At 71.1% G+C, this 22,920-nt stretch carries 10 protein-coding genes; 5 read left to right on the top strand and 5 right to left on the bottom strand.

Annotated elements, in window-relative coordinates; translation table 11 throughout:
• Window positions 1-117 precede the first annotated feature (117 nt).
• Window positions 118-666, top strand: a complete 549-nt coding sequence (locus ACZ4A5_RS15250; protein ID WP_467582880.1) for a hypothetical protein — start codon at window positions 118-120, stop codon at window positions 664-666.
• A gap of 136 nt (window positions 667-802) precedes the next feature.
• Here the strand turns inward: ACZ4A5_RS15250 and ACZ4A5_RS15245 are convergent, their stop codons facing one another.
• On the bottom strand, window positions 803-2,896 hold the full coding sequence (locus ACZ4A5_RS15245) for a tachylectin-related carbohydrate-binding protein (RefSeq protein ID WP_467582877.1): 2,094 nt from the start codon (window positions 2,894-2,896) through the stop codon (window positions 803-805).
• Between the two features lie 368 nt (window positions 2,897-3,264).
• Here ACZ4A5_RS15245 and ACZ4A5_RS15240 point away from each other — a divergent pair, with 368 nt between their 5' ends.
• Window positions 3,265-12,987, top strand: coding sequence for a DNRLRE domain-containing protein (locus tag ACZ4A5_RS15240; RefSeq protein WP_467582874.1), 9,723 nt, complete (start codon window positions 3,265-3,267; stop codon window positions 12,985-12,987).
• A 4-nt stretch (window positions 12,988-12,991) separates the two neighbouring features.
• Entirely contained in the window at window positions 12,992-13,297 is a 306-nt protein-coding gene (locus ACZ4A5_RS15235; RefSeq protein ID WP_467582871.1) for an Imm53 family immunity protein, read from the top strand.
• 141 nt (window positions 13,298-13,438) lie between these two features.
• Here the strand turns inward: ACZ4A5_RS15235 and ACZ4A5_RS15230 are convergent, their stop codons facing one another.
• Complete coding sequence (locus ACZ4A5_RS15230) at window positions 13,439-14,521, bottom strand: hypothetical protein (protein WP_467582868.1); 1,083 nt, start codon at window positions 14,519-14,521, stop codon at window positions 13,439-13,441.
• 145 nt (window positions 14,522-14,666) lie between these two features.
• On the opposite strand from ACZ4A5_RS15230, the gene ACZ4A5_RS15225 reads away from it, so the two are divergent.
• Window positions 14,667-15,086 carry an NYN domain-containing protein gene (locus ACZ4A5_RS15225; RefSeq protein WP_467582865.1) on the top strand — a complete coding sequence of 140 codons (420 nt, stop codon included), beginning with the start codon at window positions 14,667-14,669 and terminating at the stop codon, window positions 15,084-15,086.
• Here the strand turns inward: ACZ4A5_RS15225 and ACZ4A5_RS15220 are convergent.
• The 3 genes from ACZ4A5_RS15220 to dxs all read right to left on the bottom strand — a co-directional run bounded on the left by ACZ4A5_RS15220 (window position 15,040) and on the right by dxs (window position 20,335).
• Window positions 15,040-16,581, bottom strand: a complete 1,542-nt coding sequence (locus tag ACZ4A5_RS15220; protein WP_467582862.1) for an ArnT family glycosyltransferase — start codon at window positions 16,579-16,581, stop codon at window positions 15,040-15,042. The two genes, ACZ4A5_RS15225 and ACZ4A5_RS15220, sit on opposite strands and share 47 nt — an antisense overlap.
• Before the next feature lie 89 nt (window positions 16,582-16,670).
• Window positions 16,671-18,167 carry an amino acid permease gene (locus ACZ4A5_RS15215; protein ID WP_467582859.1) on the bottom strand — a complete coding sequence of 499 codons (1,497 nt, stop codon included), beginning with the start codon at window positions 18,165-18,167 and terminating at the stop codon, window positions 16,671-16,673.
• Window positions 18,168-18,394: 227 nt separating this feature from the next.
• Window positions 18,395-20,335 carry a 1-deoxy-D-xylulose-5-phosphate synthase gene (gene dxs, locus ACZ4A5_RS15210; protein WP_467582856.1) on the bottom strand — a complete coding sequence of 647 codons (1,941 nt, stop codon included), beginning with the start codon at window positions 20,333-20,335 and terminating at the stop codon, window positions 18,395-18,397.
• A 408-nt stretch (window positions 20,336-20,743) separates the two neighbouring features.
• Between dxs and ACZ4A5_RS15205 the strand changes: the two genes are divergently transcribed.
• Complete coding sequence (locus ACZ4A5_RS15205) at window positions 20,744-22,753, top strand: putative Ig domain-containing protein (protein ID WP_467582853.1); 2,010 nt, start codon at window positions 20,744-20,746, stop codon at window positions 22,751-22,753.
• The last annotated feature ends 167 nt before the right edge of the window (window positions 22,754-22,920 follow it).

Here is a 22,920-nt window from a genome sequence, read left to right as displayed (position 1 = left end):
GTCAAAGTCGCCATAGTGGAGCAATCGATTCCACTGGGCGGGAATCCAAGATCGTCGCTCATGGCGGACATGGCAGACTTGTCGGGTTCACGAAATCGGCAAGGGAAGTTGGCCACGGTGCCGGACCAGGCAAGGCCCTCGGCGACGAGGGAGTCGACGCGAAGCACGGCCGGGCAGCGGGCCCGCCGGAGGATCGGACGGCTGGCGGGAGGCGCCGGGGCGCGGCTGTGGTCCACACGTCGGCGCCGGCTGGCCACGGTGGGAACGTCCGGCGGTCTGCTCGTGGCCGTGATCGCCGGATGTCTCTACCTGTGGTTCGAGGACCCCGGCGCCCAGCCCGGCGGCAAGGGTGCGCGCAAGCTGGTCATCGCGTACATCGACGCGCTGGCCGACGGCGACATGAAGGAGGCGTGCCACCTGATGCACCCCCGGGTCACCGCGTCCATGGACCGGGCGGACGGCGGGTGCCCGGGGGCGATGCGCGCCCAGGTAGGCGACCGGCTGAGCGGCGAGGACCGCGGCCGGGTCGGCGCCATCGACGTCGGCCCGGCCCAGGTCGACGGCAGGACCGCACGCGTCGAGGTGCGCTCCGGGGCGGACGGCACGAGGAAGAGCACGGTCGTCGTGGAGCGTATCGACGATCACTGGCGGGTCCTCGAGGACTGAGAGGACTGAGCGGGAGGGGTGGGCGGCGGGCACGCACCGCGCCCACCCCTCTCATGCACATCTCCCGCACACCGCCGCGTCTCACCCTCACCGTCGCGCGAGCGCCACGGCCTCACCAACCGATCTGCCCGGCTGGCTACTTGGCGGCCTCCGCGGACGGCCTGCCCGCGCCCTTCTTCGCCGTGGGGCCACCGGTGAACAGCGACTCGGGCTGGACGCTGCGCTTCGTCCTCGCGCCCGGGGCCGCCAGGGCCGGCGCGCCGTTGGCCGCCGAGAGCCAGTACATGCGCTCAACGCCCTCGGTGTCGAGGAAGAAGACGCCCCAGCCACCGTCGCCCATCTGCACGACCGCGGGATCGGTCGCCGCCTTCCCGGACCAGACCAGGGACCAGCCGCCGAAGGACCCGTCCGGGCGCTGCGCGGAGTAGCGGACGTAGCCCTTGTCGTCGCGGACGAGGACGCCGAGCGTCTTGTCCTTGTTGACGACGACCACGGGGGACCCCTCGGTCTTCACGCCCGGCAGCACCGCCCCGTCGCCGAAGAAGCCGTTGAGGGTCTTGCCGCCCGCCGAGCGCGCGGACTCGGTCGCGGTCCAGATCTCCCCGTCCTTGTTCCGGGCGAAGGCCGTCATCTTCCCGTCCGCTCCCCGGGCCGCGACGGGGGTGCCGGTGAGCCCGGTGACATCGGAGACGCCCCACACCCACCACCCGTTGCGCTGGTCGTCGGCGCGGTTCACACCGAGGCGGCCCTGCTTGTCGAGGCCCAGGACGAACGGGCGGTCGCTCTCCCCGTCCACCACGGTCGCCTGGCTCGCCCCGGCGAAGGTCGCCTGCTCGTAGCCGGCGGCCACGGGGGAATAGGCGTCCTGGGTCCGCCAGGGGATGAAGTCCTCGGTGTTGGCGGCGCGCTGGTTCAGATACCAGAGCTTGCCGTCGCGGCCGAAGGCGTGCACCGTCACGATGCCCTTGGAGTTGCGGAGGACGGTCGGAGCGCCGACGAAGTTTCCGCCGAGGTCCGTGAGCGAGGACCAGGTCGCGCCCGGCCGGCGCTTGGTCATGTAGATGTGGCCGTCCTTGCCCAGGACGAAGGCCATCGGGGTGCCGTCGGCCTGCTCGGTGACGACGGGCTGGTCGACCATGTTCTGTGCGCCGGGCACGACGCTGTAGACCACGGTGCCGATGTCGTTGATCTCGCGCTGCGCGCCCTGGATGAGCCAGCCGCGTTCGTCGACGTAGAACTGCTGGATGAGCTGGTCCCTGCCCTGGCGCAGGGCGGCGGGGATGCGGGGGCGCGGGGTGACGGGGGCCGGCTCCGGCTGCGCGGGAGCGTGGCAGGCGTCCGTGCGCAGGGCGATGCCCTGGAACACCTGGAAACCCCAGCCGGCCTTGCGGCGGGTGCCGTCCACCCAGACACCGGCGTTCTGGTCCCAGCGGTACCAGAAGAGCGTGCCGTCCTGGTGCAGGGCGTAGAGGGTGCCGCCACCGGCCGAGCGGATCTCCCGCAGGTTCTGCCAGCCGACCGCCCACGCCGGGACCTTCATGTCCAGCCACTGCTGCCGGTCGACGTCGAAGCGGTACCGGTAGAGGTCGCCGCCCTTGCGGGCGAAGATCAGGCCGTCGCCCGCGGCGACGATGAGGTCGTACTCGCCCCAGCCGACCGGGTCGATGACCCGGCCCCGGCCGGGCAGGACCGCTCCCGTCTTCTGGTCGTACTGATAGAAGCGCAGGGAGCCGTCGTCGTGGACCGCGAAGATGTTGCCGCGGTCGTCGACCGTGACGCGGTTGCGCCGGGAGGCGGCCAGATAGGCCCCCCAGCCGTCGTCGATCTTCTCGCCACGGGCGCGCTCCCAGCTGTCGGCGGCGGGGTCGTAGCGATAGCGGAAGAGGTTGCCCTCGGAGTTGATGCTGTAGAACCAGCCGCCCGCGCCGCCGAGGGTGAGGCGGGGCGCCTGCCAGCCTCCGGTGCCGATCTCCTTGTTGATGACGGGCCAGTTGAACGAGCCGTTGGCCGGGTCGGCGTGCGCGTAGTACTTCAGCGGCCCGTCGGTGGCCGAGGCGTACAGCTCGGTCTGGGGGCGGCAGCTCACCTGCACGGCCGGTGCCGCGGCGGGGGATGTCGGGTCCGCCGAGGCCGCGGGAGCGCATATCAGCCCCAGCGGCAGGGCCGTGACGGCGGCGAGGGTGAGGGCTGCCGCACGGGAGGCAGACGGGCGGAAACGGCTCTTCGGCATGCGGGAGCGCTTTCATGACGGGGAGACAGGGGCCGGTCGCGGCCCGAGGCCCGGCCGAGAACGAGGCCGGGCGACATGCATCGTAACCACACCCTTTACCTCCAATTGATACGGCAATTACGCTCGATCACCGAAATCCATGACAAAGGCCCCACAGCACCCCATTTATGAGCGCGGAGCGTAATTGTTTGCCATAGGTCGATTTATTGACTCGCAATGAGCACCCCATCACCTTGCAATGTCGATCTTTATTCGGATAGAACATCAACCTATGCCCGCCATCTCATGGTTGTGGCTTTCTGTGGCAACCCCTGCCGTTTGGCAGGGGTTGGTCGCATTTTGAGACGACGCTTGGGGTGGAGTTCTTCGTGATTCCTGGCAGTCGGCGCACCGGACCCGGTGCGCGTCGCCGCCGCGGTGGTTTCAGACACCGCTCGTTCCTCAGTCGACGGCCCGGCCTGAGCCGGGCCGTCGCGCTGACCGCCGCGATGCTGGTCTTCGCCGGCGCCGCACCCTCCGAGGCGGTGGGCCGGGCCGAGTCCGGGCCCGGGCTTCCCGGCGTCAAGGGGCATACGAAACGCCCCGACGGCCAGCGCTGGGGAAGCGCGGCAGGGCGGGACCACCTCGACGGCACGGCGAAGCCCGTCAAGGCCACCGGGCCGCAGACGCTGCACGGCAAATACGCCGTGGAGCACCCCGGGACCCCCGGCCTGGCAGCCCGCAACGAGGTCAAGGTCGAGCAGGCACCGGCCAAGGACGTCAAGGGTTACGACCCCAAGAGCAGCACCGAATCGGCCGGCAAGCGGGGCGAGTTCGAGCGCACCTTCACCAACAAGGACGGCTCGCAGACCACCCAGTTCTCCAAGGAGCGGCTCAACTACCGGCGGTCCGACGGAAGCTGGCAGCCCATCGACGCCCGTCTGGTCCCCCAGGACAAGGGCACCGGCGGCTGGCGCAACGCCGCGGACAGCCTCGGCATCGATCTCGCGGCGCGGGCCGACAGCGAGAGCCTGGCCCGGCTCGTCGTCGACGCCGACCACGAGGTCGCGTTCGGCCTGCGAGGCGCCCAGCGCTCGGCCGGCCGCGTCGACGGGAAGAACCCCTTCTCCGTCACCTACCCCGATGTCCTCAAGGACGCCGACCTGGAGCTGATATCCAAGCCCGGCGGCCTCAAGGAGGTCATGGTCCTGCGTTCGGCGAACGCGCCGCGCAGCTGGACCTTTCCGCTGCGGACCAAGGGGCTGACGGCGTCCGTCGACAACGGCGACGTGGTCCTGAAGGACGCGGACGGCAAGCAGCGCGTCCGTATCCCGCACGGGTACATGGAGGACTCCAAGGTCAACCCGGAGTCCGGTGACGGCGCGATATCCACCAAGGTCGACTACCGGATCGTCGAGCAGGACGGCGGAGTGGCCCTGCGCGTGGACCTCGACAGCGCCTGGCTCGCCGCCCCGGAGCGCTCGTTCCCCGTCCGCGTCGACCCGCCCATGGTGGAGCCCGTCGGTGCCTCGTCGAGCATGTACGTGGAGAAGTCCGGCGGTAACAACTGGAGTTCGGCGTCCGAGGACACCCTGAAGCTGGGCTCGGTCACCGACGGCGGTACCACCAGCCAGGCCGCCGGCTATCTGGCCTTCCCCGGCGTCGCGTCCAAGCTGCGCAACCACAAGATCTTCGGCGCCTCGCTCACCGTGCTGAACTACTGGTCGGCCTCCTGCCGCCCGCGCGAGGTGAACGTCCACCCGGTCACCGAGGCGTGGACCGCGGGCAAGGGACACTCCTACCCCGGGCCCAAGTTCGGCCCGAAGATAGCTGGCTCCTCCTTCGCGCACGGCTTCATCGCCGAGGGCCAGTCCAGCTCCGCCTGCCCGGCGGCCTGGGAGGCCATCGACCTCGGCACCAAGGGCCGCGACCTGATCGAGGGCTGGGCCGACGGAAGCCGTCCCAACTACGGTCTGACCCTGCGCGGCGCGGACTCCGAGCCTGCGAACTGGAAGAAGTTCTCCAGCACCAGCAGCGCCAACCCGCCGTCGCTGTACGTCACGCACACGCCGTACAACGCGAAGTACTCCGTCGAGCGCTCGACGCCGCAGCCGCCGGTCAGCCGTGGCACGGACGGCAAGGTCAAGATCAAGGTCACCAACCTCGGTGCCGAGACCTGGACCCCCGCCACCTATGAACTGGGCTACCGCGCCTACAAGGACGGCCGGCTGGTCAAGCAGGCGGTCGCCGCGCAGTTGCCCAAGGACGTGCCCCGGGGCGCGAGCGTCTCCCTCGACGCCGTGGTCCACAAGGCCGACGCGGGCCAGTACCTCTTCGACTTCTCCATGGTCCGCAAGGGCAAGGCCGTCTTCACCGACGAGGGCATACCCCCGGTCCGCCTCGCCCTGAACGTGGTGGCCATCCCGCCGGTGGTCGACGCCTTCCACCCGGCCAACGGCTACCAGTCCCCCACGCTCTCCCCCGAGCTGTGGGCCAACGCGCGGGACATGGACAAGACCGGCCAGAAGCTGCAGTACCGCTACGAGGTCTGCGAGGCCGGCAAGGACAACAAGCCGAAGGACTGCTTCTTCTCCGACTGGTCCCCCGACCGCAGCTGGGTCGTGCCCACCGGCAAGCTCTCCTGGTCCAAGACGTACCTGTGGCGTCCCTGGAGCAAGGACAACGCCGCCACCAGCCCCGAGCTGCCCTACACCACGTTCCTCACCTCGGTCCCCCAGCCGGTCATCACCTCGCACCTGGCGGGTTCGCCGTACGGCTCTTCCGACAAGCCCTTTGACCCGCAGGTCGGCAACTTCGCCAGCTCGGCCGTCGACGCCTCGGTACCCACCGTCGGCCCTGACCTCACCGTCACCCGGACCTACAACAGCCTCGACCCCGGCACGGACCACATCTTCGGCGCCGGCTGGGCCTCACGCCTCGACATGCGCGTGACCCCCGACGACGACGGCACCGGCAATGTGGTCGTCACCTATCCCGACGGCCAGCAGGTCCGCTTCGGCCGCAACCCGGGCGGCTCCTTCGCCCCGCCGCAGGGCCGTGACGCCGTATTCGCGTCGGCCAAGGACGGCGGCTGGCAGCTGACCGACAAGAACGGTGTGCGGTACGGCTTCCGCGGCGACGGCCGGCTCGGCACGGTCACGGACGCGAGCGGGCTCACGCAGACCCTCACGTACACGGACGGCAAGCTCGTCCAGGTCGTCAACGACAGCAGCAGGCGGAGCCTGTTCTTCCAGTGGTCGGGCGGCCACGTCACCGCCGTCGGTACCGATCCTCTCGGGACCAAGCCGCTGACCTGGACGTACGACTACGACGGCGACAAGCTGACCAAGGTCTGCTCGCCCGAGAAGACCTGCACCACCTACGACTACGCGGCCGGATCCCACTACCGCAGCGTGGCCCTGGACTCTGGCCCGTACGCCTACTGGCGGTTCGGCGAGGACTCCGGCGACGACGCCGTCAGCCAGGTCACCGTCAACCAGGGCAAGGACCAGGCCCAGTACGTGAACGTCGGCCACGACGCCACCGGGCCGCTCGGCGGCACGGAGGAGAACGCGGCCACCTTCAACGGCACCTCCTCGCGCGTCGACCTGCCCGAGAACCTGCTGAACCTCCAGCGCAACCTCGCGGTCAGCATGTGGTTCCGCACCACAGGCAGCGGTGTACTGCTGAACTACCGGTCCGACAAGCACTCCGACTCGGCCGCCGGTTCGAGCGCGCCCATCCTGTACATCGGCGCCGACGGCAAGCTCCGCGGTCAGTTCCGCACCGGCGGCATCACGCCCATCACCGCCTCCGCTCCCGTCAACGACGGCAACTGGCACCAGGTCGTGCTCAGTTCGGACGGCGGCCGCCAGACGCTCTTCCTCGACGGGAAGAACAACGGCAGCCTCGCCGCGCCCGTCGACCACAGCGCGCAGCGCTTCGCCGAGATCGGCACCGGCTGGGCCTCCTCCTGGCCGTCCGCTCCCGCCAAGGGCACCGCGTACTTCAAGGGTGACATCGACGAGGTCGCCGTCCACCACAAGCCGCTCGGCACCGCCGCCGCGCAGGCGCTCCACGCCGCGCGCGGCCAGGCCGACCAGCTGACCAAGGTGACGACGCCCAACGGCCGGACGGCCGTCGAGGTCACCTACGACACCAACGTGGACCGCGTCAGCAAGCTGACCGACGTCAACGGCGGACAGTGGAAGCTCGGTGTCCCGGTCACCGGCCTGTACGGCAAGGAGCTCATCCGCACCGTCCAGGTGACGGACCCCAAGGACCGCCGCCACTTCTACGACTACGACCCGCTCGCGGGCCGCGTCATCCGCTACGTCTCCCCCTTGCGCGACAACCCGAAGGAGACGGCGAAGCCCGCGCCCAGCGGCTCCGCCGAGCCCGGCATCGCCGAGGGCGGCCTCTTCGAGGGCGGCCAGACCGGCACCGGCCAGCCTCCCGTCGACTACCCCGACCCCCAGTTCGTCGGCGGCGCCGTGAACGCCATGGGCGTGCGCGGCTTCGGCTACGACGACAAGGGCCTGCAAAACCGCGTCGTGGACGAGCTCGGCCACGCCGTGGACATGACCTACGACGGCCAGGGCAATGTCGCCACCCGGACGACCTGCCGCGGCGTGGGCCAGTGCCAGACGACCTATTACAGCTACTACCTCAACGACCAGGACCCGGTCGACCCCCGCAACGGCAAGCTCACCGAGTCCCGTGACGCCCGGTCGAAGGACGCCTCGGACAACACCTACCGGACGACGTACTCCTACGACGCCCGGGGCCAGCTGACCGAGCAGACCGCCCCGGACGGCCGCAAGGCGATCCGGACGTTCACCACCGGCAGCGAGTCCGCCTTCGACGGCCAGGGCACCATGCCCGCCGGGCTGCTCGCGTCGATGACCGACGCGAAGGGCAAGACGGCCCGCTACCGCTACTTCGCGAACGGTGATCTCGCCGAGACCACCGACCCGGCGGGGCTGATCACCCGCTACACGTACGACCGGCTCGGCCGCAAGCTCACCGAGACCGACATCAGCGACTCCCAGCCCAAGGGGGTGACCGTCACCTTCACCTACGACGGCGTCAACCGGGTGGTCACCACCACCAAGCCCGGGGTCAGGAACGAGGTCACCGGCGTCACCCACACCCAGCGCACCACCGTCGAGTACGACAAGGACGGTCTGCAGGTCCGCTCCGAGGTCACCGACCTCACCGGAGGCGACCCCGCGCGCGAGACCCGCACCGAGTACGACGACTCGGCGCGCCCGGTGCGGGTGACGGACGCCGAGGGCTCCGAGAGCAGCTACGGCTACGACGTGCTGGGCAACCGCGTCTGGGAGGCCGACCCGAACGGCACCCGCTCCGAGACCGTCTACACCCCGCGCAACAGCGTGGCCGAGGTGCGGGTGCGCGACTGGCGCGGCGATCCGCAGGAGGCGCCCAAGGACGCCTCGGGTGACGAAAAGGTCCTGGTGACGGACTCCTACGCGTACGACATGGCCGGCCGGCTCACCCGCCACACCGATGCCATGGGCCGCACGCGCGAGTTCAGTTACTACGACGACGGTCTCCAGAAGGCCGTCCGCGCCCTCGACGTGCCGCAGCCGGACGGCTCCACCCGCGACATCGACCTGGAGCGGAACACCTACGACGCGCTCGGCAACGTGACGCGCAAGGTCACCGGCAACGGCACGGTCACCACCGACTACGCCTACGACGTGTCGGGCCGTACGCAGAGCATCACCACGGACCCGGGCAAGCTGGACCGCAAGGTCGCCTACACCTACGACGACGCGGACAACGTGACCCGTGTCGTGCACACCGGCCGGTCCTCCAACATCCCGTTCAGCAGCGGCAACTCCGAGGTCGTCGACTACACCTACGACGCCGTCGGCCGGGAGCTGAGCGAGACCACCCAGAACGGCAAGCAGCGCCTGACCACCACCTTCGCGTGGGACCAGCGCGGTCTGCTGCTCGCCGAGACCGAGCCGCGCGGCAACGCCGAGGGCGCGAACGCCGAGGAGTTCACCACCACCCACGCCTATGACGCGCTCGGCCGCAAGATCTCGGTCACCGAGCCCGCCGCCGACGTGGAGACCGGCCGGGAGGGCGACAGCGGCAAGCCCGCCAAGCTCCGCCCGACCACGCTCACCGGCTACAACACCTTCGACGAGGCGACCCAGACCAAGGACCCGCAGGGCAGGCTGACCTCGGTCACCTTCGACAAGTCCGGCCGGCCCACGTCGAGCACCTCCCCCTCCTACACCCCGCCCGGCGCGACCGAGCCCATCACCCCCGTCAGCCGCAACGAGTACGACGCGGCGGGCCGGGTCACCGCGACCACGGACGCGCTCGGCAACACCAAGCGCTTCAGCTACGACCAGCTGGGCCGCATGGTCCAGCGGGAGGAGCCGCGCGCCTCGAAGCTGCTCGGTCTCGTCACCGAGCCCGGCAAGAGCGTGCCCTCCGGCGCGGGCGCCGTGTGGTCGTACACCTACAGCCGCACCGGCGAGCAGCTCTCGGAGACCGACCCGACCGGGGCGCGCACCGAGAGCACGTACGACGGTCTCGGCCGGGTCGCCACGGCGACCCAGGTGGAGCGGAAGTCCGGGCAGACCCGGTACTTCACGTCCACCTTCGCCTACGACGACGCCGACCGCATGGTCGCCAGGACCACGCCCGGCGGTGACACCACCCGCTACACCTACGACGCTCTCGGCCAGCTCACCGGCACCGAGGACCCGGCCGGGGTGAGGACCAGCACCGGCTACGACATGGCCGGACGGATCATCAACAGCACCGACGCCCTGGGCCGTTCGGTGCGGCAGACCTACGACCAGGCCGGCCGGATGACGGGCCAGCTCTGGCTGGACAAGGACGACAACCCGCTGCGGGACCGCAGTTTCCGCTACGACTTCGCGGGCAACGTCATCGCCTCCGACGACGCGAAGGGCAAGACCACCCGCTTCTCCTTCGACGCGCAGAACCAGCTCGTCCAGCAGGTGGAGCCGGTCGGCTCCGGCAAGTCCATCACCACGACCTTCGGCTACGACGCGAACGGCAACCGCACGCGCTACACCGACGGCCGCGGCAACACCACCCGCTACACCTTCAACACCCTCGGTCTGCCCGAGTCGGTGATCGAACCGGAGACCAAGGAGTTCCCGGCCGCCGCCGACCGCACGTGGACCACGGGCTACGACGCCGTCGGCAACCCGGTCAGGCTGACCGAGCCCGGCAAGGTCGAGCGCCTGCGCACGTACGACCCGAGCGGTCTGCTGCTGCGCGAGACCGGCACCGGCGCGGAGGTCTCGACCCCGGACCGCGCCTATGAGTACGACGCCAACGGCCGGGTCGTCTCGGCCAGCGCGCCGAAGGGTGTCAACAGCTACGAGTACAACGACCGCGGTCTGCTCACCGCCGCCCACGGCCGCTCCGGTGAGGCCAGCTTCGGCTACGACGAGGACGGGCGGCTGCTCACCCGCGTCGACGGCGCCGGCACGGCGGTGTTCGGCTATGAGAAGGGCCGACTGAAGTCGGTCAAGGACGCCCAGTCGCAGCAGCTGTTCAGCTACCGCTACGACAGGACGGGCGCCCTGGAGGGCATCGACTCGCCCGGCGTCAGCCGCAGCTTCGGCTACGACTCGCTGGGCCGGCAGACCTCCGACGTCACCAAGTCGTCCGTCTCGGGGACGGTGCTGGCCACCGCCGAGTACCGCTTCGACGACAACGACCGCCTGATATCGAAGAAGACGACCGGCACGGCGGACTCGGGCGAGCAGAAGTACGCCTACGACGACGCCGGGCGTCTGACCTCGTGGACCGACAAGGGAGGCAAGACCACCGGCTACGCGTGGGACGACGCCGGCAACCGCGTCCAGTCCGGCGAGCGCAAGGCGTCGTACGACGCGCGCAACCGGCTTCAGTCGGACGGCGATTCGACCTACACCTACAGCGCGCGCGGCACCCGGAAGACCTCGTCGAGCTCCGGCCTCGCGGAGGAGAGCCGCTTCGACGCCTTCGGCCAGCTGGCCAAACAGGGCGACATCTCCTACGCCTACGACGCGTTCGGCCGCCTGGTCGACCGTGACGGCACGGAGCACACGTACTCGGGCCTGGGCGACGACGTCGTCGCGGACGGGCGCGGTGTCTACAGCCGCGGCCTGACGGGCGAACTGATCTCCGTCACGCAGGGCGGCACGACGCGCATCGCCATGGACGACCGCCACGGCGACGTCGTCGGCACGGTGGACGCGAAGGACGCCGACCCGAAGCAGCTCGCTTCGTCGGCGGGCTTCGACCCGTTCGGCAAGGCGACGGACACGGCCGGCGAGCAGATCGCCATCGGTTACCAGGGCGACTGGACGGACCCGTCGTCCAAGCAGGTCGACATGGCCGCGCGGTGGTACGACGCGGGGACCGGGGCGTTCACGTCACGCGACTCCATGACGCTGGACGCGAACCCGTCCGTGCAGGCGAACCGCTACACGTACGCGAACGCGGATCCGATGGACAACACGGATCCGACGGGGCACTGGCCCAAGTGGCTCAAGAAGGCCGCGAACAAGGTCAAGCACGTGGCCACCTCGACCTACCACTACGTGGAGAAGAAGGTCACGTCGGCCTACCACTATGTGGAGAGGAAGATCACCTCTGCCTACCACTACGTGGAGAACAAGGTCCGCTCGGCCGTCAACTGGGTGTCCGAGAAGGTGTCGTCCGGAGCCAGATGGCTGGGCAACAAGGTCTCGTCGGCCGGCCGGTACCTGAGGAACCAGTCCACCAGGATCTACAAATCCGCGGCGCAGATCTACCGCGAGAGCAAGAGGTACATCAGCGACAAGGCCCGCTCCGCGAAGAAGTACATCGCGACGCACAACCCGCTGCCGGTGCTGGCCAAGGCACTTCGCCCGGTCTATGCCGGGATGAAGACGGTGGTCTCCGCGGCGGTCAATCTGCCGGCGATGATCGTCCAGGAGACCAAGCAGGTCGTCCAGGACGTGGCCAAGGTGGCCACCGAGGTCACGAAGATCGTCGTCGACGTCAGCGCCAAGATGGTCTCCGCGGTCGACACCGCGATCACGGCGGTGTCCGAGTTCGCCCAGACCGCCGCGCCGTATCTGAAGGCGGCGTGGGACTTCACCGCTGAGGTCACCGGCATCAACGACGCCGTCGCGTGTGCCACCAAGGGCGACGTCGAGGCGTGTCTGTGGACGGCGGTGACGGTCGCGAGCGTCTTCGTCCCGGGTTCCACCGGGGCGGTGCGCGGGGCGAAGGCCGTGCGGACGGCCGGCAAGGTCGAGCATGCCGCCGCGGGAGGCTCGAAGACGGTCAAGAAGGCCGAGAAGGTCCTCGAGGAGGTCTCCGGCGGGGCGTGCCCCGTCCCGAACAGCTTCACCCCGGAAACCCTGGTGGTGATGGCCGACGGGTCCACGAAGCCGATCAGGGACATCCAGGCCGGTGAGAAGGTCCTCGCGACCGACCCGACGACGGGCAGGACCGAGGCCCGCCCGGTCGACGACGTCATCGTCGGCAACGGCGAGAAGCACCTGGTGAGGCTCACCGTCGACACGGACGGCGACAAGGGCGACGCCACCGACACCATCACGGCCACCGAAGGCCACCCCTTCTGGCTGGAGGACCAGCACACCTGGGCCAAGGCCGCCGACATCAAGCCGGGCTCGCTGCTCCGCACGTCGACGGGCACCTGGGTCAAGGTCACGGCCACACGCGCGTGGACCGCGGTCCAGCAGGTGTTCAACCTCTCGGTGAGCGGGATCCATACGTACTATGTCCAGGCGGGCGCGGCGCCGGTGCTGGTGCACAACGCTCGACCGCCACGCCAGCGGCCTCACCCGGACGCGGAAGGCCCGCATACGACCTTCATGCGGGACAACGCCACCGGCGAGATCAAGAAATACGCGGAATGGACACCCAACACCAATCCCCGGGACCCGAGGTCGTTCGACCTCGCCAAGCGGTTCGACCGCTTCGGTCCTGCTCACACCAACGCGGACGGATCAGTGATACCGACCCCGCACATCAACGAAGCGGACGGGAGCGCGAGGGCCTTGCAGGACTGGGAGAAGCCGATGGGATGCCCGTGATCGCATGAACGACGCACTGCACTTCCTCCAGTCCTGGTACGAAGCTCAATGCGACGAGGACTGGGAGCATGAGTTCGGCGTCCGCATCGCGACTCTGGACAATCCGGGGTGGATCATCGAGATCGACCTGATCGGTACCACGATCGAAGGGCGCGAGCTTCGGAAGTCGAAGCACGAGTCGCAGGACGGCCGATGGATCTGGTCGTGGTCCGACGGCGAGAAATACCATGCGTCCTGTGACCCGTTCTCCCTGGAGAGTGCGATTCTCCGGTTCAAGGAGTTCACCGAAAGAGGGACAGAGAACGCATAGCGAGAAGGCAGGCAGCCCGCGACGGGCCGCCTGCCTTCTTCTTATGGAGCCGCTGCTCGGAGCGGGGCGCGGCCGAGCGGGGAACTTCCGGGCCGGGCCCGGGAATCGGGCCCCGCCGCACGCCGGCGGAGCCGCGGGTGACTACACCCGCACCCAGTCCCCCAGCGCGAGCCCCGGCTCCGACATACGCTGGCGGGCCACCCGCAGGCGGCCGTCCGCGCCGAGCACCGCCAGGGTCACCCGGCCGAGTGCGTCCAGGGCCAGGGCGGGCGCGCCCGCGAAGTCCTCGCCCGTTTCCGACCATTGGCCCCCGGCCGGCTCGTCACCGGTGGGGAAGACGGCGACGGCGGGGACGCCGGAGGCGGCCCGCTGGGCGAGCACCGTGCAGTCGAGGCCGTCGAGAGTCGTGCGGAGCGCGGCGGCGGGACCGGTGCCGACGGCGCCCAGGGAGGCGCTGACCGGCTCGTCGTCGGCCCCGTCGGCCGCGGGGAGGACGGTGTGGAGCGCGGAGTCCGCGGCCTCACGCCAGAAGTGGGTGACCCGGTCGTCGCCGGTGGCGACGGCCGTGGCGGTCGCGGGCGCCGGCTTCGCGGGGGTGTTGCGGACGCGCTCCAGCTGGCCGCCGGGCTGTCTCTGCCGCCAGCGCAGCACGAACTCGGCCGCCGGGGCGAGGAGTTCCACGCGGCCGGTGGAGGTCGCGGCCGCGGTCATCCCGTCGAGGACGTGACTGCCCTTCAGGTCGGTCCAGGGGCCCCAGATGCCGCGCGCGTCCATCTGGCGGCCGCACACGCCGCCGCCCGCGTTGCGCACGAAGACGTGCAGGCCGACGGAGTCCACGACGGCCGTCGGGGTGCCGATCTGCGCCGCGCGGTCCCAGTCCTGGCCGTGGGGCGTGCCGATCGACCGCCAGTTGGTGACCGGGCGGCCCGACTGGAGCTGTGTGGCATAGACCACCTCGGTCGCGGACCAGTCGCCGGCGTCGCTCGGGACGTTACGGCGGCGGACGCCGACCAGATACACATAGCCCTGCGCGGTGCGCGCTATGGACAGGTGCGGGTCCAGGCCGGGCGCGGGCAGGAGCTCCGGGCCGGTCCACTCGGGCCCGCCGGGCCGGGTCTCGGTCCAGCGCGCGACGCCGCCCCCGGCCGGCGCGTAGGCGGTGAGACGGCCGTCACTGCCTCGCAGCAGCCAGCCGGTTACCGGGGTGGCGGTACGCACTGCCATGTCTCGCTGCCAGCCTTTCTCGCACTCGGGCATTTCCGCACCCGGGCGCAATTGCGCGCCGCGCGGACCCCTTTTGTCGACCCTCGACAATAACATCGCGGGCGCCGCCGAATTCCGCCCGGAATTGACGTGGGAGGCTGGTCGCATGACTGCTCTCCTCGTCGTGGACGGCGCGAATGTCGTCGGTTCGGTGCCCGACGGCTGGTGGCGCGACCGCCTCGGTGCGGCCCGGCGGCTGCGGGACAGGCTCGTCGCGTACTCGGCCGAGGGCGGCGGCGCGGCCCTGCCGCCGGGGGCCGTCGAGCCCGCGCTCACGCCCCCGCCGGAGATCGTACTGGTGGTGGAGGGCGCGGCACGCGGCGTCGAGCCGGTGCCCGGGGTGCGGGTGGAGCGGGCGGACGGCAGCGGTGACGACCGGATCGTGCGCGTGGTGGCGGAGCGGGCCCCGGGCCGGCGCTGCGTGGTCGTCACCGCGGACCGCGGGCTGCGCGAGCGCGTCAGGGCGCTCGGCGCCGAGGTCACCGGGCCCCGCGCGGTGTCCCCCTGGCGGCCGGGACGTCCGTGACGGCGCCCGCCGGGGCGTAGAGCACCGCGCCGTCGGCCGTGCCCACCCGCTCGTACCCCCGGTCCAGGACGGCCCGCAGCGACGGCAGCCGGGCCGGGCCGTACGGCTTGCCGCGTGAGTCGTCGACGATGAGCGCGGGCGGACGGCGGGTCAGCTCGCGGCGGAAGACGGGCCACGAGCCCGGCACGCCGTACGCCTCGCCGACGTGCGAAGGGCCGCGTCCCCCGCTGTAGTTGGTGAGCAGCCCGGCGGTCAGGAAGCGGCCCGCGGGCGGGCGGTCCGCGAGCCAGTACGTCTCGGGGTGCATGCCCCAGCACAGCACGCGGGCGGTGGGCGCGGTGCGCTCGCGGACGGCGCGGGCCACCTTGAGGGTGTGCGGCAGGTCGGGCGGCTGGCCGGCGAGCCCCCAGGCCAGGAAGAACGCGCAGGAGAGGGCGGAGAGCGCGAGCGAGGTGCCCAGCAGCCGTCCGTCGAGCGCGGCGAGCGCCGAGGTGCCCAGCAGGGTGAGCGGCGGGATCAGCTGGAGGTAGTAGTGGCCGAAGAAGTGGAAGCCGGTGGCGACGGCCACGGCCGAGGCGGCGAGCCACAGCCACAGCTCGGGGGGCGCGGCGCGGCACCGGTCCAGCAGCCGCCGGGTGACCGGCAGCAGCAGTCCGGCGCAGCCCGCGGCGAGGGTGCTCGCGTTGGAGACCGCCTGGCCCGCGGCGAGCGCGACGGCACCGGCCGCCGAGGCGTACGTCCCGGAGCCGGTCACGGACCAGAACAGCAGCCGGGCGGGTCCGGTGGCGCAGGCGACGGCGGCGGTGGGCAGGAGCACGCCGAGGGCGAGGGCACCGGCGCCGACGGCCCGGTGGCGCGCGGTCCACAGCAGCAGGAGGACGGGGGCGAGGACCGCTCCGCCGGTCTGCTTGGTGAGCATGGCGGCGGCGACGGCGAGCCCCGCGGCGCCCCAGCGGCGGCGGTCCGCGCACCACATGGCGGCGACGGTCCACGGCACCATGAACACCTCGAAGGCCGCGGCCTGGGTGTCCTCGGGGGCGAGGGCGATGGACGCGAGGAGATAGAGCGCGCCCGCCGCGCGCCCGGCGCGTTCGCCCCAGCGGCGGCGGGCGAGCGAGGCGAGCAGCACGGCGGTGAGGAGCTGGGCGAGGACCGCGAGGGCCTTCAGCGGCAGCAGGGAGCGGTCGCCGAAGAGCGCGAAGCACAGTTCGTAGAGCCAGGGCAGCACGGGTGGCTTGCGGTCGACGACGGTGCTGTAGAGGACGGCGCCGTGGGCGAGCATGCGGGCCTCGGTGGCGAGGAAGCCCTCGTCGGGGTTCCACAGGGGGCGCAGGAAGGACGGCAGCCGGGTGACGAGGGCGAGGGCAGCGAGGACGGGCAGCAGGCGCGGCCAGAAGGCGTCGCGGTTCCCCGGCGGGGCCGCGGGCCCGTGCGGGGCCCGGACGTGCGGTGCGGGGGCGGCGGCCGGGGCGGCCGCGCGCTGGGCGACGGGCATGCGGGTCAACCTAGGGGTAACGGCCTCGGGGGTGGCGCGGTCCGCGGAGGGCAGGCGGGCGGGTGGTGGCGCCCGCCCGCCCGGGGTGGTCAGGGCACGCGGCTGTGGCGGCGCCCGTAGACGAAGTAGACGACGAAGCCCAGCACCATCCAGGCCGCGAACCTCAGCCAGGTCTCGGCCGTCAGGTTGAGCATGAGCCACAGCGAGGCCAGGACGGACAGCACCGGCACCAGGGGGACGAGCGGGGTGCGGAAGGCCCGGTGCAGGTCGGGGCGGCTGCGGCGGAGCAGGATGACGCCGAGGGCGACGACGACGAAGGCGAAGAGCGTGCCGATGTTGACGAGTTCGGCGAGGACGTCGATGGAGGTGAAGCCGGCGAGCACGGCGACGACGACGCCGAGCAGGATCGTGGAGCGGTAGGGCGTGCCGTAGCGGGGGTGGACGCGGGAGAAGATCCTCGGCAGCAGCCCGTCCCGGCTCATCGCGAAGAAGACCCGGCTCTGGCCGAGCAGCAGGATCATGCAGACGGTGGTGAGGCCGACGGCCGCGCCGAAGCTGATCAGCCCGGCCCAGAAGGGGTGGCCCGTGGCCTTGAAGGCGTCGGCGAGGGGGGCGTCGGTGGAGAGCTCGCTGTAGCGCTGCATGCCGGTGACGACGATGGAGACGGCCACATAGAGGACCGTGCAGATGGCGAGCGAGCCGAGGATGCCGCGGGGCACGTCGCGCTGCGGGTTGCGGGTCTCCTCGGCGGCGGTGGCGACGATGTCGAAGCCGATGAACGCGAAGAAGACGACGGCGGCGGCGGAGAAGATGCCCATGAGGCCGAAGTTCGACGGTGAGAAGCCGAACATCAGCTGCACCAGCGGGGCCTTGATGTCGCCCCCGGCCTCGGTGGGGACGGAGGCGGGGATGAACGGGTGGTAGTTGGCGCCCGAGATGAAGAACGCCCCGACGACGATCACGATCAGGACGACGGTGACCTTGACGGCGACGACGACGGTCGTCACCCGGGAGGACAGCTTCATCCCGAGGACGAGGATCACGGTGAGCACGAGGACGAGCGCGCAGGCGAGGATGTCGAAGCCGAAGTGGCCCCCGTGGGTGCCCTGGAGGCCCGTCGGCAGGTGCCAGCCCGCGTTGTCCAGCAGCGAGCGGATGTAACCGGACCAGCCGACGGCGACGACCGCGCAGCCCAGGGCCAGCTCCAGGACCAGGTCCCAGCCGATGATCCAGGCGGGCAGCTCGCCGAGGGAGGCGTACGAGAAGGTGTAGGCGGAGCCGGCCACCGGCACGGTGGAGGCGAACTCGGCGTAGCACAGCGCCGCGAGCCCGCAGACGACGCCCGCGAGGACGAAGGCGAGGGCCACCGAGGGGCCCGCGTTCTCCTTGGCGACCTTGCCGGTGAGCACGAAGATGCCGGTGCCGATGACGACACCGACGCCGAAGACGGTGAGGTCGAGGGCGGTGAGGGACTTGCGGAGCGCGTGCTCGGGCTCCTCGGTGTCCCGGATGGACTGCTCCACCGTCTTGGTCCGGAAGACGCCGCGCCTTCCGGGGCTGTTCTTGAGGGGTTGTTCCGTGCTCATCGGCCCACCTCCTGCTCGACCCGTCGCTCATCCGTGAACTGAGCGAGTGTCCGCGATGTTCGGTCCCACGCGGGGTGGGGCCCGGCCACCGCTCCCAGGATTCACCCGATGGGACGCACCCCGCAGTATGCGGACGGGTCACGCTTCCACCCGGATAGGGGGCGCACGCACGTTGGCCGGGATCGAGGGAGCGAGCCCGGCCGGCGTCGGAGCGAGAGGGGGACCGGTCAGTCGCGGGCCACCTCGGCGGCCGGCTCGGCCTCCTCGTAGCGGCCGTCGAGCTTCGAGACCAGACCCGTCACCTGGCGGGCGATGTCCGGCGCGGTCAGGCCGATCTCCGCCATGACCTCCTTGCGGGAGGCGTGGTCGAGGAAGCGCGGCGGGATGCCGAAGTCGCGCAGCGGGAGGTCGACGTCCGCGTCGCGCAGCGCCTGGGCGACGGCCGAACCGACGCCGCCCACACGGCTGTTGTCCTCGACGGTGACCACGACGCGGTGCCGCGCGGCGAGCGGCGGCAGCGCCTCGTCGACCGGCTTGACCCAGCGCGGGTCGACGACGGTCGAGGAGATGCCCTGCTGGTCGAGCAGGCCGGCGATCTCCAGGCACATGGGGGCGAGGGCGCCCACGGAGACGAGGAGGACGTCGGGCCGCTCGGTGCCCTCCGCGGGCTCGCGCAGGATGTCCATGCCGCCGATCCGGCCGACGGCCTCGACGGCCGGGCCGACCGCGCCCTTGGAGTAGCGCACGACGGTCGGCGCGTCCTTGACCTCGACGGCCTCGCGGAGCTGCGCGCGGACCTGGTCGGCGTCGCGCGGGGCGGCGATCCGCAGGCCGGGGACGACCTGGAGGATCGACATGTCCCACATGCCGTTGTGCGAGGCGCCGTCGGTGCCGGTGACCCCGGCCCGGTCCAGCACGAAGGTGACACCGCACTTGTGCAGCGCCACGTCCATCAGCACCTGGTCGAAGGCCCGGTTCAAAAACGTCGCGTACACCGCGAAGACCGGGTGCAGACCGCCCGTCGCCAGACCGGCCGCCGACGTCGCCGCGTGCTGCTCCGCGATCCCGACGTCGTAGACGCGGTCGGGGAACGCCTTGGCGAACTTCTCCAGGCCCACGGGCTGGAGCATGGCCGCGGTGATCGCGACGATGTCCTCCCGCTCGCGGCCGAGCTCGACCATCTCGTCACCGAAGACGGAGGTCCAGTCGGCGCCGCCCGAGGAGACCGGCAGGCCGGTGTCGGGGTGGATGACGCCGATGCCGTGGAAGCGGTCGCCCTCGTGCTGCTCGGCGGGCTTGTAGCCGCGGCCCTTCTGGGTGAGGCAGTGCACGATGACGGGCCCGCCGAAGCGCTTGGCGCGCTGGAGGGCGGATTCGAGGGCCTCGATGTCGTGGCCGTCGATCGGGCCGATGTACTTCAGGCCCAGGTCCTCGAACATGCCCTGCGGGGCGATGAAGTCCTTGAGGCCCTTCTTGGCGCCGTGCAGCGTCTCGTAGAGCGGCTTGCCGAGGACGGGGGTGCGCTCCAGCAGGTCCTTCCCGCGGGCCAGGAAACGCTCGTAGCCGTCGGTGGTGCGGAGCGTGGCCAGGTGGTTGGCGAGGCCGCCGATGGTCGGGGCGTAGGAGCGCTCGTTGTCGTTGACGACGATGACCAGCGGGCGGTCCTTGGCGACCGCGATGTTGTTGAGCGCCTCCCAGGCCATGCCGCCGGTCAGCGCGCCGTCACCGATGACGGCGACGACGTGGTCACCGGCGCCGCGGACCTGATTGGCCTTGGCGAGGCCGTCGGCCCAGCCGAGCACGGTGGAGGCGTGGCTGTTCTCGATGACGTCGTGCTCGGACTCGGCGCGCGAGGGGTAGCCGGACAGGCCGTCCTTGGCGCGCAGCTTCGAGAAGTCCTGGCGGCCGGTGAGCAGCTTGTGCACATAGCTCTGGTGGCCGGTGTCGAAGAGGACCTTGTCCCTCGGCGACTCGAAGACGCGGTGCAGGGCGATGGTGAGCTCGACCACGCCGAGGTTGGGGCCGAGGTGGCCGCCGGTCTTGGCCACGGCGTCGACGAGGAAGGAGCGGATCTCCGCGGCCAGCCGGTCGAGCTGCTCCGGGCTCAGCCGGTCCAGATCGCGCGGTCCCCTGATGCGGGTCAGCAGCGCCACCCGTGCCTCCTTCATCGAGCTGTACGAGCCTGTCGGGCTTGCCGGTCTGTCGAGTCTAATGTTCCGCCCGCGATGGCGGTGAACGGGTGGTGCGAGGTATGTCACGCGATCGGCGTAGCAAGGTCACGGACCGCGCGGAATGCCGGGTGGGTTCCCCTTTGGGACCCCTGGCCGCCCGGTGGCCGCCCGGCGTCGCAGGGGCACGCGGGGATACCGCCGATAGCAAGCCTTTGCTGTTCGCTCGGTTGTCCCTTGGGAACGGTCGTCGCTACGTTCGACGCATGCCACCACCCACCGGGGTGGCACTTTCCGAGGGGGAACTTGTCATGCACTCGACATTTCCCTGTACTCCGGCGATCACCGGCGCCCCCTCGGCTCCTTTCGTTCACGGGTGACATCCGACCCCCCATGGAGGGCTGTTCCGTGCAAGCCAAGAGACGGCAGACGAAGAGATCCTTCCGCTCCAGACGGCCGGCCGGCCGTGCCACCACCGCGCTGCTCTCGCTCGCGGCGCTCGTCACCGGCGGCCTGATAGCCGCCTCCCCCGCCGCCACCGCGGCCCCGCACACCACCGCCACCGCCACCGCCCACACCAAGCGGCTCTGCTCCCAGGCCACCCAGCCCGGCAGGATGTCCTGCCTAGCCCTGGCCCGTACGGACATCCAGCAGCACCAGGGCGTCTCGGCGGGCATCATGCCCTCCGGCTACGGCCCGGCCGACCTCAGCAGCGCCTACGCCCTGCCGGCCGGGGCCGGCTCCGGCGCCACCGTGGCCATCGTCGACGCCAACGACGACCCCAACGCGGAATCGGACCTGGCCGCCTACCGCTCGCAGTACGGGCTGCCCGCCTGTACCACGGCCAACGGCTGCTTCCACAAGGTGGACCAGAACGGCGGCACCTCCTATCCGGCGGCCGACTCCGGCTGGGCGGGCGAGATCTCGCTCGACGTCGACATGGTCAGCGCCGTCTGCCCGCAGTGCCACATCCTGCTGGTCGAGGCCAACAGCGCGAGCATGGAGGACCTCGGCACCGCGGTGAACCGCGCCGTGACCATGGGCGCCAAATACGTCTCCAACAGCTACGGCGGCACCGAGGACGCGACCGACCCGACGTCCGACTCCTCCTACTTCGACCACCCCGGCGTCGCGATCACCGTCAGCTCCGGTGACAGCGGCTTCGGCGTCGAGTACCCGGCGGCTTCCCGCTTCGTGACGTCCGTGGGCGGCACCTCGCTCAGCCGGGCGGGCAACGCCCGCGGCTGGACCGAATCGGTGTGGGGCTCGAGCGCGGGCGGCCAGGGCGCCGGATCCGGCTGCTCGGCCTATGACGCCAAGCCGGCCTGGCAGCACGACAGCGGCTGCGCGAAGCGGACCGTCGCGGACGTCTCGGCCGTCGCCGACCCCGCCACGGGCCTCGCGGTCTACGACACGTACCAGGCGGGCGGCTGGAACGTCTACGGCGGCACCAGCGCCTCCTCGCCCATCATCGCCGCGGTCTACGCCCTCGCGGGCACGCCCGCCGCGGGCGGCTACCCGGCCTCGTACCCCTACGCGCACCCCTACGCGCTCAACGACGTCACCAGCGGCGCCAACGGCAGCTGCAGCCCGTCCTACCTGTGCACCGCGGGCACCGGCTACGACGGACCGACCGGGCTCGGCACCCCCAACGGCACCGGCGCCTTCACCTCCGGGTCCACCGGCGGCAACACCGTCTCGGTGCAGAGCCCCGGCGACCAGAGCGGCACGGTCGGCACGGCCGTCTCCCTCTCCGTCAAGGCCACCGACTCCGACACCGCCCAGTCGCTCACCTACAGCGCCACCGGGCTGCCCGCCGGGCTGGCCATCAACGCGAGCACCGGCGTCATCAGCGGCACGCCGACCACCGCCGGCACCTCGCACGTCACCGTGACCGCCCAGGACACCACCAAGGCCAGCGGCAGCGCCTCCTTCACCTGGACCGTCAACGCGGCCGGCGGCAGCTGCACGGCGGCCCAGCTGCTGGGCAACGCGGGCTTCGAGAGCGGCACGGCCGCGCCCTGGACCGCCACCTCCGGCGTGATCGACAACAGCGCGTCCCAGCCCGCGCACTCCGGCTCCTGGAAGGCGTGGCTCGACGGCTACGGCAGCGCCCACACCGACACGCTCGCGCAGACCGTGAGCGTCCCGGCGGGCTGCCACGCGACCTTGAGCTTCTGGCTGCACGTCGACACGAAGGAGACGGGCAGCACGGCCTACGACACCCTGACCCTCAAGGCGGGCACCACCCAGCTGGCCTCCTGGTCCAACGCCGACAGCAACAGCGGCTACGCGCAGAAGACGTACGACCTGTCGTCGTACGCGGGCAAGACGGTGACGCTGACCTTCACCGGCACCGAGGACTCCTCCCTGGCGACCGACTTCGTCATCGACGACACCGCGCTGAACGTGAGCTGAGGCGGCGGGGCTCCGGCCCCTCCTCGACCTCGGTCGCGGGGGGGGGGGGGGGGGGGGGGGGGGGGGGGGGGGGGGGGTGTCTGGGGGGGGGGGGGAGGGGGGGCCACGTTAGAAACCAACAGAGCCACGGTCAGGGAAGAGGGAGGGGGGCGGAAGAAGAAAAGACC

This window comes from Streptomyces sp. NPDC025618, assembly GCF_055558795.1.
This window is presented reverse-complemented; position numbering and strand designations above follow the sequence as displayed.